At 70.1% G+C, this 10,953-nt stretch carries 11 protein-coding genes and 1 pseudogene; 5 read left to right on the forward strand and 7 right to left on the reverse strand.

Annotation, left to right across the window (positions count from 1 at the left end):
* Positions 1-46: 46 nt before the first annotated feature.
* The 6 genes from ABZW96_RS34165 to ABZW96_RS34190 form a co-directional block, all read right to left on the reverse strand.
* Positions 47-1,618 (reverse strand): copper resistance protein CopC, encoded by a 1,572-nt coding sequence (locus ABZW96_RS34165; protein WP_355080554.1) that lies wholly within the window; start codon positions 1,616-1,618, stop codon positions 47-49.
* The gene (locus ABZW96_RS34170) at positions 1,615-2,316 is read right to left on the reverse strand and encodes a YcnI family protein (RefSeq protein WP_355080555.1); all 702 of its coding nucleotides are present in this window, start codon (positions 2,314-2,316) and stop codon (positions 1,615-1,617) included. The genes ABZW96_RS34165 and ABZW96_RS34170 overlap by 4 nt, the downstream gene beginning before the upstream one ends.
* Complete coding sequence (locus ABZW96_RS34175) at positions 2,313-3,737, reverse strand: pyridoxal-phosphate dependent enzyme (protein WP_355080557.1); 1,425 nt, start codon at positions 3,735-3,737, stop codon at positions 2,313-2,315. Before ABZW96_RS34175 ends, ABZW96_RS34170 begins: the two co-directional genes overlap by 4 nt.
* Positions 3,734-4,585: an ABC transporter ATP-binding protein gene (locus ABZW96_RS34180; protein WP_355080558.1), complete on the reverse strand. Its 852-nt coding sequence runs from the start codon at positions 4,583-4,585 to the stop codon at positions 3,734-3,736. Before ABZW96_RS34180 ends, ABZW96_RS34175 begins: the two co-directional genes overlap by 4 nt.
* Positions 4,579-5,532, reverse strand: a complete 954-nt coding sequence (locus ABZW96_RS34185) for an ABC transporter permease subunit (RefSeq protein WP_355080560.1) — start codon at positions 5,530-5,532, stop codon at positions 4,579-4,581. Before ABZW96_RS34185 ends, ABZW96_RS34180 begins: the two co-directional genes overlap by 7 nt.
* Before the next feature lie 82 nt (positions 5,533-5,614).
* The gene (locus ABZW96_RS34190; RefSeq protein ID WP_355080562.1) at positions 5,615-6,754 is read right to left on the reverse strand and encodes an ABC transporter substrate-binding protein; all 1,140 of its coding nucleotides are present in this window, start codon (positions 6,752-6,754) and stop codon (positions 5,615-5,617) included.
* A gap of 654 nt (positions 6,755-7,408) precedes the next feature.
* Here ABZW96_RS34190 and ABZW96_RS34195 point away from each other — a divergent pair.
* The 4 genes from ABZW96_RS34195 to ABZW96_RS34210 all read left to right on the forward strand — a co-directional run bounded on the left by ABZW96_RS34195 (position 7,409) and on the right by ABZW96_RS34210 (position 9,752).
* A complete protein-coding gene (locus tag ABZW96_RS34195; protein WP_355080564.1) occupies positions 7,409-7,744 on the forward strand; it encodes an Lsr2 family protein in 336 nt (111 codons plus the stop codon).
* A gap of 113 nt (positions 7,745-7,857) precedes the next feature.
* Complete coding sequence (locus tag ABZW96_RS34200; RefSeq protein WP_355080566.1) at positions 7,858-8,880, forward strand: iron-containing redox enzyme family protein; 1,023 nt, start codon at positions 7,858-7,860, stop codon at positions 8,878-8,880.
* A 31-nt stretch (positions 8,881-8,911) separates the two neighbouring features.
* Positions 8,912-9,565 (forward strand): HemK2/MTQ2 family protein methyltransferase, encoded by a 654-nt coding sequence (locus tag ABZW96_RS34205; RefSeq protein ID WP_355080568.1) that lies wholly within the window; start codon positions 8,912-8,914, stop codon positions 9,563-9,565.
* Positions 9,543-9,752, forward strand: coding sequence for a CDGSH iron-sulfur domain-containing protein (locus tag ABZW96_RS34210; protein WP_355080570.1), 210 nt, complete (start codon positions 9,543-9,545; stop codon positions 9,750-9,752). The genes ABZW96_RS34205 and ABZW96_RS34210 overlap by 23 nt, the downstream gene beginning before the upstream one ends.
* 7 nt (positions 9,753-9,759) lie before the next feature.
* On the opposite strand, the gene ABZW96_RS34215 is transcribed toward ABZW96_RS34210, so the two are convergent.
* Positions 9,760-10,248, reverse strand: a complete 489-nt coding sequence (locus tag ABZW96_RS34215) for a CinA family protein (protein WP_355080571.1) — start codon at positions 10,246-10,248, stop codon at positions 9,760-9,762.
* 135 nt (positions 10,249-10,383) lie between these two features.
* Here ABZW96_RS34215 and ABZW96_RS34220 point away from each other — a divergent pair.
* Positions 10,384-10,857: pseudogene (locus ABZW96_RS34220) on the forward strand (hemerythrin domain-containing protein); the annotation flags it as partial.
* Between the last annotated feature and the right edge of the window lie 96 nt (positions 10,858-10,953).

Genomic DNA, 10,953 nt, shown 5'->3' on the forward strand with positions numbered 1-10,953 from the left:
GTTCGTGAGTCGAACGCGCGGAACGCGCTGGGGCGTACCGATCCCGTCACCACACGCGATAAGGCACGGTGGCGGTATAGCCGGTGGTGCGGTCCAGGAGGACGGTCAACCGCAACTGCCAATAGCCGGGGAGGGCAACGCGCACCGGTTGGGAAACGAAATAGTGCGGGCCCAGTTCGACGGGCTCGATCCGTCGGAAGGGAACGTCGATGGGGCCCGAGGCATCGCCGGTACGGGTCAGTCGGCCGGTGACGGCGGAGGCGTCGATCGGGGTTCCGCTCGCGTCGCGCAGGTGGACGGTCAGCTCTTGTTCGCCCGCACCGGCGCCGTCGACGGTGACCTCGGCTCGTGCCCGGCCGAGGTCGGCGGTCACCGTGATCCGCGGGTCGTAGGCGTCCCTGGCCGGTGTCGTGCCCGCGAGGACGCCGGTCACCACCAGAACGGCCGCCAGAAGGACGAATTCGAGGCGCAGCGCCGAGTGCGGAACGCGGCCGCGAACGATTCGTCGCGCGGCGAGCACCACACCGGCCGCGGCGAGCACCAGCGCCGATTTGAGCAGCAGGAGCCGACCCCACGACGTCGTCCACAGTGCCGCGAGCGGGTCGACCGAGCGGAGGCTCTGATAGACGCCGGTCAGCGCGAGCGCGGTGACGGCGGCGATCGCGACGCGGCCGAAGCGCGGGAGCAGGGCGGATCGGTCGGGCCGCCGCCGGACCGCGACGGCCAGCACGACGGCACCCACCCACAACGCCATCGCGAGCACATGGACCGCGGTGGAGAACAACGCGGCGGGTCGGTCTCCCCCTGCCAGGGCGTGGCCCGACGCCGCCGTCGCCACGACGATCACCGCTCCCGCGACGGCGATCACTTTCGGTCGCGACCGACCGGCCGCGAGCGCGGCACCGGCGACAGCGCGCACCACGGCCGCCACACCCGGCGAGGATGTGAGAGCCTGCGCCCACACCTGTGGATCGGCCCAGCCGTCGGGGCCGGTGAGGCGAGCCGGTGTCATGGCGAGCGCGAGCAGCGAGACGGCGACGACGGTGGCCGACCCGATCCCGGTCAGTTGCGCGACCAGCGCCGTCCTGGTCCCCGCACGCCACACCAGCAACGTCACCCCGGGGACGCCGACCGCGAGCACCACACCGAGATATCCGACGGCGGTGAGCATCCTGGCTACGCCGTCGGCGGTGACCGCGATCGGATCACGAGGTGGATCGCCGAGGGTCAGGTCGGGCGGCACCCGGATACCGAACACACTGGAACCGCTGACCGTGTGACCGTCCGCGGACAGCACCACCCAGCTCAGCAGATACGTCCCAGTGGGCAGCTCGGGCCGCACTCCGACCACGACGGCACGGCCGCCGTCGGCGGCCGACACCGCCTCGGTGTCGACCCGGCGGCCGTCCTTGTCGGAGACAGTGACACCGGCGCCCGCCGCCGTCACCGGTTCGTCGAAACGCACCGTCACCCGCGTCGGAGCGTCCGGGATGGTCGCACCGTACGCGGGGTCGGTGGCGACGAGCACGGCATGCGCCGACGCGACCGCCGACGGAGCCAGTACTACGGCCGCGACCGCGGACAGCCCGGCCAGCAGTACGCGTGCCCGGACGGTCACCGGCTGCGCGCGCCGCGCACGAACGGCGCCGCCGCCAGAGCCAGCGCGCCGAGCGCCGCCACCAGCGCGATCCAATCGACCCATCCACCGGAATCCGAATTCTGCCCCGCTACAGGCGATTGCGCGGACGCCGCCGCGGTGGCGCCGGGCGCCTGGTGCCCGCTGTGGCCGGATTCGGCGCTCAGACGCACCACAGGAGCCGGTTTGTCGGGCGGTGTCCCGTCGGTGCTGCGTTCGATCCAGGAGACCACGGTGCCGTCGCTGTAGGTCTGGATCGCGGGCAGCGCGAGTTCCCGGACATCCGGCAGCGGACCGAGCAGCAGCCGGAATTCCCCGAATTCCCCCGGCCGCACGGCGGACCCGGGTTGCGCGGTGAACGTCACCGACGACACCGCCGAGGTCACCGTCGCGCCGTGCCCGTTGTCGATCGGCGCGGGTAGCGTGGTGCGGCGCGTCGACACATCCCATCCGGGTGTCGTGGCGGTGCGTACGACGGCGAGCGGATGGTCCAGAGGCAGGCCGACTTCCAGCTGCACGGTGCCCGCCGTCTCGGATTCCGTGGGAACCCGCAGCGTGACCACGCTGTACCCGCCGGGGGCCGCGTCCGGTGCGCCGGCCGTGACGTGCGCGGCCGCGATTCCCGGTCCGGCGCACAGCCCGGCCAGCACCATCGCGGCCGTGGCGGCGAGACGTCTCACTGCGAACCTCCCTGTCGTTCTCCGAGTTCCCGCGCCGCGGCCGTGATGCGCGCGGCGTCGACGAGCGTGATGGCCCGCCCTTCGTGCGCCACCACGACCGGCCCGGAATGGCCGGAGATCCGGGCGGCGGCGCGGGTCAGCGGTTCCGTGGTGCCCGCCACCGGCAGCGGCGGTGCCAGATGAGCGATGACGGGGTCGTCGTCCGGCGCACCGGCCAGCGTCGTCGCGACCGCCGCGCCGAGGATTTCCGGTACCACGACCGGTCCGGCCTCGTCGCGCAGCAACAGCACCGGAAGTGCGGGTGCCGCGCCGAGCAGCGTTCGAGCGTGGGCGACGGTCGCATCCGACGGGATGGTGCGCGGACTTCCGGCGACCTCGCCCACCACATCGGCCACCGTCGGTCCGGTCACTCGGTCGCGCAGCGCGAAGCCGAAACGGCCGAGCCACTGGTCGTCGAAATATTTGGTGAGATAGGAGCGACCGGAGTCCGGGGCGATGACGGCCACCACGTCGTCCGACCGCAGTGTCCGCGCGACCCGCAGGGCGGCGGCGATGGCGGTTCCCGACGATCCGCCCAGCAACAGCCCCTCCTCGCGGGCGAGGCGATGCAGCACCTCCAGCGCCTCCGGGTCACCGATCCGCTCGATGTGATCCACGACGGCGGGGTGATACGAGGTGGGCCACTGGTCGTCCTCGGTGTCGGGATGCCGGTAGTGTCCGACGGATTCGACGTACCAGGCACGACCGTCGCCGCCGCCGTAGACGGAGGTCTCCGGGTCGGCGCCGATCACGCGGACCGCGCCCCCGGACACCTCTTTGAGGTACTCGCCCGCGCCGGTGACGGTGCCGCCGGTACCAACGCCCGCGACGTAGTGGGTGATTCGCCCGCCGGTCTGGGCCCAGATCTCCGGACCCGTCGTCCGGTGATGCGCCGCCGGATTCGCGGGATTGTCGTACTGCCCGGCGAACCACGCGCCCGGGATCTCGGCGGCCAGCCGGGTCGCGACCGTGCGCACGTGCTCCGGATGATCGGCCGGCCGCCCGCCCGGGGTCACCCGCACCTGTGCGCCGTAGGCGCGCAGCAGCGCGAGCTTCTCCTGGCTGGTCTTGTCCGGCACCACCACGATCGTGCGGTAGCCGCGTGTCGCGGCGATGGCGGTCAACGCGATGCCGGTGTTGCCGGAGGTCGCCTCCACGACCGTGCCGCCGGGCCGCAGCTCACCGGAGGCCTCGGCGGCGTCGATCATCGACCGCGCGGCGCGATCTTTCACGCTGCCCAGTGGATTGAGGTACTCGAGTTTGACGTATACCGTCGCGGTGATCCCCTCGGTGACCCGGTTCAGCCGGACCAGCGGGGTATTGCCGATCGCGTCGGTGACGGAGTCGAAGACCCCGCTCGTGCGCGGGTGGGTTGCGGTCATGCGACGGCCCTGCCTGTCTCGCCGAGCAGCCGCAGGATCTCGCCCCGCAGCCGCAGATATTCCGGATCATCATGCGTGCGGGGCCGGGCCAGTGCGATCGGCACGTCCCGCACCACCTTCCCGGGCCGGGCGGAGAAGACCACGACCCGGTCCGCCAGCCGCAACGCCTCGTCGACGTCGTGGGTGACCAGCACGGCGGTGAACCCGTCCTCCTGCCACAGCCGGACGATCTCGGTCTGCAGCGTGGCGCGGGTGAGCGCGTCGAGCTTGCCGAGCGGCTCGTCGAGCAGAAACAGCCGCGGCCGGTTCACCAGCGCCCGCGCCAACGCCACCCGCTGCGCCATCCCGCCGGACAGCTGCGCCGGATACGTGTCCCGGAAACCGTCGAGACCGACCAGTGCGAGGGCTTCGGCCACCCGGGTCCGGTCCTCGGCCAGGGTGCCGCGAGCCTGCGGTCCGAGCGCGACATTCTGCTCCACGGTCCGCCACGGGAACAATGTCGGATCCTGGAACATCAACGCCCGGTGCGGATCCGGGCCCTCGATCGGCGCACCGTCGGCGCGCAGCACGCCCCGCGACGGCCGCTCGAGTCCCGCGAGCAATCGCAACAAAGTCGACTTGCCGCACCCCGACGGCCCGAGCAACGCGACGAACTGCCCCGCTTCGATCCGCAGGGACACGTCGGTGAGCACCCGCAGCCGGCCCAGTTGCTGGGCGCGGGTCGGTTCGGGTGCGGGCCGCCCGAGCAGGCGCTCGACGACGTTGCGCGGGCGTGCGCCCGCCACCGCGAATTGATGTGAGACCGCATCGATCTCGACCGCGCTGCCGCGTGCCGCGCCGCTCACCATCGCACCAGATCCTTCTCCCAGGCCAGCACGCGGTTGCGGACACGGAACAGCAGCAGCATGAGCGTGCGGCACACCACCACCATGATCACGATCGCCGCGTACATCCGCGGATAGGCCGCCCACCCCTTGGTCCACTGGATGTACCAGCCCAGACCGTTCTTCACGCCGAGCAACTCCGCGACGGCCAGCGCGGCCAGCGAAGCGCCCAGACCCATGAACAGTCCGGTGAAGATGCTCGGCAGAGCGCCGGGCACCGCGACCCGCCAGACGAGGAAATGCTTGGACGCCCCGAGGGTCTGCGCGACATCGAAGTAGCCACGCGCGACCCCCGCGATGCCCGCGCGGGTGAGCACCGCCACCGGGAACCACACACCGAACGCGACCATGAAGATGCTGCCGCTGTAAGTGGTGGGGAACAGCACCAGCACCACCGGCAGCAGCGTGCCCGCCGGCACCGGGCCGACGGTCTGCAGCACCGGATTACCCCAGTAGGCAGCGAGTTTCGACCAGCCGAGAGCGATGCCGGTGCTCAGGCCCGCGACCGCGCCGATGACGAACCCGACCGCCAGCAGCAGCATCGAATGCCACGTGCTCGACGCGAGCAGTCCCGCGTCGCTGTAGAACACCAGCAGCATCTGCTGCGGCGACGCGAAATGCGGTGGTTGCAGCCACCCGGTCTTGGCGGTGGCGAATTCCCAGAACAGCGCCCAGACGCCGAGCACCGCGATCCACGGTGTCCAGTACCGCAGCCGCAGGGTGGCCGCGCGGTCGCGGTAGGCGTAGGCCGCCCACACCGTGAGCGCCGCCGTCCAGGCGGTGAACAGCACTCCGGCCGCCAGCGGCGCCGCGACGTCCAGTTCGTCCGGGACCGCGAGCGTCACCACCGCGGTCAGAGCCCACACCGCCCAGGCGAGCGCGAAGCCGAGCGTCGGCGGATAACGTGTCACCGCGGTTCCCGGCGGCCGCGTCGCAGGAGAGGCCGAATCGGCCCGGACGGGGGCGGTGTCGGCCGTTGTCGTCATCGCGGCGTCACCAGTTCAGCCCGAGATCCGCGTAGACCTTGCCGGCCAGCGCGTTCGGATCGGTCTTGCGGTCCAGGTAGCCGGTCTTGGCGAATTTGGCGATGCCGGAAGTGATCTCGCTCTCGAGTCGCGCCGCCGACGGGTTGTACCCGTAGGTCTTCAGGATCGCTTCGATGGTCGGCTGATCCGCCGCCACGTACTTGTTGTCGACTTCGATGGCCGCGGTCTGCGGGATGTTCGCGCCCGCCCATCGGCTGCCCTCGGCCCACGCGGTCACCAGCGCCCGCGCCACGTCCGGGTCCTCGCGCAGCAGCCGCCCGTTGATGGCGGTCGCGCAGCAGTAGAGCTGCCGGTTGGTGCCCTGGGAGTTGTTGGTCAGTTCGCGAGCCTTGCCCTTCAGTGTGGGCAGCAGCCCGTTGGGGTCGCTGGCCGCGATCGCGGCGATGTCACCGCGCACCAGCGCGTCGGTCAGCTGGTCGGCGGCGAAGACCCGCCAGTCGATGTCCTCGCTCGGGTTGATGCCCGCGTCGAGCAGGTCCAACGAGAAGAACGACATCGCCGAATCGCCGATCGCGCCGACGCCGATCGGCTTGCCCCGCAGCTCGGCGACAGACTTGATCGGGCTGTCGGGTGGCACCACGATGCGCAGGCAGCCCTCGTGCAGCCCGGCGGCGAGTTTGGCGTCGATGCCCTGTTCGATCGGTTTGAGCCAGGAGAAGAAGATGCCCGGCGCCGCGTCGAGTTTGCCCGCGCCCACCGCGTCCTTGATCTCGTCGCCGCCGGTTTTGACGATCTGCACGTTCAAGCCGTGCTTCTCGAAGATCTTCTCGTGATGCGCCACGTACAGCGGCGCCTCGCAGACGCCGCCGCCGTAGCCGATCTTCAGGGCGCGGTTCACCCCTCCGGCGCCGGGAGTGCGGCGTGTGGTGAGCCACGCGGCCAGGCCGCCGCCCGCGACCACCGCCGCGGCGATGCCCGCGCCCGCGAACAGCTTGCGCCGCGACAGTGCGGGAGTGTCCGGTTCCGCCGGTGCTGCCAGATCCTCGTCCTCCGGATCTACCTGGGCGGGCGGGTCCGCGGGCGCGGTGAGCGCGTCGTCCGGCTCGCCGCCTTGCTCCGGGGCGTGCTGATCGTCGTTGTCTGCCATGTGCTCGATGCCTTTCCCTGCTGGCCGACGGTTCACCGCGCCCGAGATTCCGGCGGGCAGGGCGCACCGATCAGCCGAAGCGCCGGAGGCTCTCAGGTTCGCAGCAACACCTTCGCGGAGACATATTTCGCGTCAGCGCGATCGAATTCGGCTGCCTTGTCGTCGCAGCGGCGGTGCGGGGAAGCGCAGGCGGTGGTGTTCGCAATTCGGGTGGGGTGCCGTCGATCTCGCGCGTTGTCCCGCTTCGGAGGTCCGGTTCACCGACGCGACCGACCAGTGTCGTCTTGCCCGGCACCGTCGCCGACGGCGGGATCGCGTGGATTGTTCGGCTGGCCGGAGCCGCTTCGGCCGATGGCGTTGCCGCTCGAAAAGTGAAATGCAGCGTGCGAATGTCGATTGCGCACATCGGTCACCGATAGCCCGCCACCGCGTCTTTCTCCGGTCGCGCTCGTCCTGGCAGGGCGGTTTGCCACTGCGCCGGGTGCGCGGGCAATATGTGGAGGCTCGACGGTTGCCGCAATAGCTGTTCGCCGCGAACCGTCCTGCGCCGCGAGGGGGACCCCGGTGTTCCGGGGGCGGAACCGATCTGTTATTTACTGGCTACGATTGTTTTTTCGACTGCACGCGCTCGGTAACCGTGAAGGGATTATCTGTATGGCACGCAAGGTCGTCGTGACACTGGTCGATGACTACGACGGCAAGTCTCAGGCCGAGGAAACCGTGTCTTTCGCCGTGGACGGCGTGGCCTACGAGATGGACTTGTCGACGGAGAATGCCGGTCAGTTACGCGGATTCTTCGAACAATGGGTTCCGTATGCCCGCAAGGTCGGCCGTGCGCGGCGCGGCCGCGGCGGTGTCATGCGGTCGGCGAACGACCGGGAACAAGCCACGGTGATCCGGGAGTGGGCGCGCAAGAACGGCATCGACGTCTCGGCGCGTGGACGTATCTCCGCCGAGGTGGTCGAGGCGTACAAGAAGGCGAACGGGTAGCTCCGGGACAGTTCGTCTCGGTTCGTGGCCGTCCTCGCGTCTGCGGGGACGGCCACGGCATTCTTACCGCGCCGCGCCGCGATAACAGCGCTCGACGGGGGTAAACGATCGGTATGACGGTCACGATAGGCGCTCCGAAGCAGGACCTGCCCCGCTCGCGCGGCGAGCTGTCGGAGGCGGTGGTGAAACTGCTGGGCAGCCGATCAGGTGGTTCGGTGCCGGTGCTGGTGCCGGGCTCGGTGGACCCGTACGGCGAAGACCTGCATCTGGCGCTGCACACCTGCTACGAACTGCACTATCACGGTTTCGCGGCCGTCGACGCGGGATGGGAATGGGACCCGGGTCTGCTTGGGCTGCGCGCCGCGCTGGAACAGCGATTCCTGCGCGCGCTGCGCGAGGACGTGCCCGGTGGCGACGATCTCGACGCGGAGCTGGAACGGTTGCTGGTGACGCCCGCCGACCCGGAGGGGCTGAGCCGTTTCCTGCGCGACGAGAGCGAATGGTGGCAGATGCGCGAATACTTCGTGCACCGTTCGATCTATCACCACAAAGAGGCCGACCCCTACGCCTGGGTGATTCCCCGGCTGCGCGGCCAAGCCAAGGCGTCGCTGGTGGCGGTCGAGTTCGACGAGTTCGGAGGCGGGCGCGGCGAGCGCGTGCACGCGCAGCTGTATGCCGATCTGCTGGCAGGCGCCGGGCTCAACCCGGACTATCTGCACTATCTGGATGTGGTGCCCGCGCCGATGCTCGCGCTGATGAACATGATGTCGCTGTTCGGGCTGCACCGGTCGTGGCGGGGCGCGCTGGTGGGGCATTTCGCCACGGTGGAGATCACCTCGCCGCCGGGCGCGCGGCGCCTGGTGGAGGCGCTGGAACGTTTGGCCGCCGACCCCGCGTGCCTGCTGTTCTACCGCGAGCACGTCGAAGCCGACGCGGTGCACGAGCAGGTCATGCGCACCGGCGTGATCGGCGATCTGCTCCGGCGGGAGCCCGAGCTGACCGAGTCGGTGGTATTCGGTATCCAGGTGACGAACCTGCTCGAGGACCGATTCGCCGATCATGTGCTCGACGCCTGGCGCGCGGGCCGCAGCTCGTTGCGGGAAACCGGCAGCGAGACGGTCAGCGGGGGTGATTGAGTACCGCTGGGCGGGCTATCCGGCGAATGTGATGTTGATTCGACCCCCCGGTGTCTATCCGCCGCAGCTGGACACCTGGCTGCTCGTCCGCGCTCTGTCCGAGGCGGGTGTTCCGAGCGGCGGGCACGCGGTGGACGTGTGTACCGGCACCGGCGCCTTGGCCGTCGCCGCCGCGTACGCGGGAGCCTCGAAGGTGACGGCGGTGGACGTGTCCAGGGCCGCGGTGGTGTCCGCCTGGCTGAACTGCCGGATGCGCGGTATCGAGGCCGAGGTGCTGCGCGGCGATTTCACCGCGGTCCTCGGGGGGCGCAGTTTCGACCTGGTGCTGGCCAACCCGCCGTATGTCCCGGCCCCCGTGGGGGCCCACACGCGCGGCATCGCTCGCGCGTGGAACGCGGGTTCCGGGGGCAGGGCGGTCCTCGACCAGTTGTGCGTGGCGCTGCCCGCCCTGCTGAAACCGCGTGGTGTCGCGTTGATCGTGCATTCGGCGCTGTCGGATCCGGATACGACGCTGGCCCAGCTACGCGAGCGAGAATTGAAGGCCGCTGTCGTGGCCAGGGCGACCGTGCCGTTCGGGCCGGTGCTGCGCCGCCGCGCGGACTGGCTGGAATCGGCCGGGCTGATCGGACCCGGCCAGCGTATGGAAGATCTGGTGGTGATCCGTGCCGACCGAATCCGGCAATGAGCAGTGGCGGCGAGTGACGCTCACCGCCGACGGCCCCGCGTTGATCGAGGGCCCGGTCGAGTTCGTCACCGCGGACGGCCGGACGGTGCGCTCCGACCGGTTCCTGGTGGCCTTGTGCCTGTGTAAGCGCTCGAAGAACTACCCGTTCTGCGACACCAGCCACCGTAAGCATCGCCGTTCGTCGTGACCGCGGGTCACTTCGGCGAACGGTCCGAGCGCAGGTCGCGCACGGTGTCGAGCAGCGCCTCGGCCGCGCAGGCGGTGGTCTGCTCGAGCACGTCCTCCGGTTCCCCGTCGAACTGATGGTGCCATGCGCGCACGTCGTGCTCGGTGGCGATCGCGAACCACACCGAGCCCGGCGGCTGTCCGTCCTGCGGGTCGGGACCGCCCGCGCCCGTGACGGCAACGGCGACAACGGCATTCAGCAGGCTCCGGACACCGGTGGCCATCGCTTCGGCCGCGGGACGTGACACGACCGGCACGTCGGGCACCCCGAGAACCGTTCGCTTGACCTCCGAGCTGTAGGCGACGAGGCCGCCGCGAAACCAGGTGGAAGAGTCGGGCGCGGCGCCGAACGTGGCGCACAGCCTGCCCGCGGTGAGCGATTCGGCGACCGCGACGGTGGTTTCCGAGCGCTGCGCCAATTCGGCCAGCTCGTGTGCGTAGTCGTCGGCGTGGGGCATCTTCGTCCTTCCTGTGCTGTCCGCGGCTCACCATACGACCCGCTGAGGGTCCGGCCGCGCGGCGGACGTCGCGGTTTCGGGGGCGCGGCGCCGGGAATGTCGGCAGAGAACCGGCCCCGACGCAAGGAGAAAGCGATGACCACCGACGCGATCGTGCTGCTTCGTGACGACCACAAGGCGATCCGAAAACTCTTCCGGGAGTTCGAGAAAGCAGGCGACGACGCCATCCGGACCAAGGCGAACGTGGTGAACAAGATCATTGCGGCGCTCACCGTGCACACCTATCTCGAGAACGAGTGCATGTACCCCGAGGTGCGCAAGCTCGTCCCCGAGCTCGAGGACGACATCCTGGAGTCCTACGAGGAGCACCACGTCGCCGACGTGCTGGTCAGCGAGCTGGCGACGATGAAGCCCGACGACGAGCACTTCACCGCCAAGACCACCGTGCTGATCGAGAACGTCGACCACCATATCGATGAGGAGGAGAACGAGTGGTTCCCGAAGGTGCGGGAACGCCTGGGACGTAAGCAGCTCCAGGAGATCGGGGCGCGGCTGCAAGAGCTCAGGAAGAAGGCGCCGACCTCGCCCGCGCAGCCGTCGGCTTTGAAGGCGCCGATCGCCCGGACAGACGCGCCGCGCCGCAGCAGGAACTCCACGGCCGCATCCAGATTGGCGGTCGAGGCCTTCGCCGCCTCATCGAGGATG

It is taken from the genome of Nocardia sp. NPDC004168, assembly GCF_040610355.1.
Taxonomy (GTDB): Bacteria; Actinomycetota; Actinomycetes; order Mycobacteriales; family Mycobacteriaceae; genus Nocardia; species Nocardia sichangensis.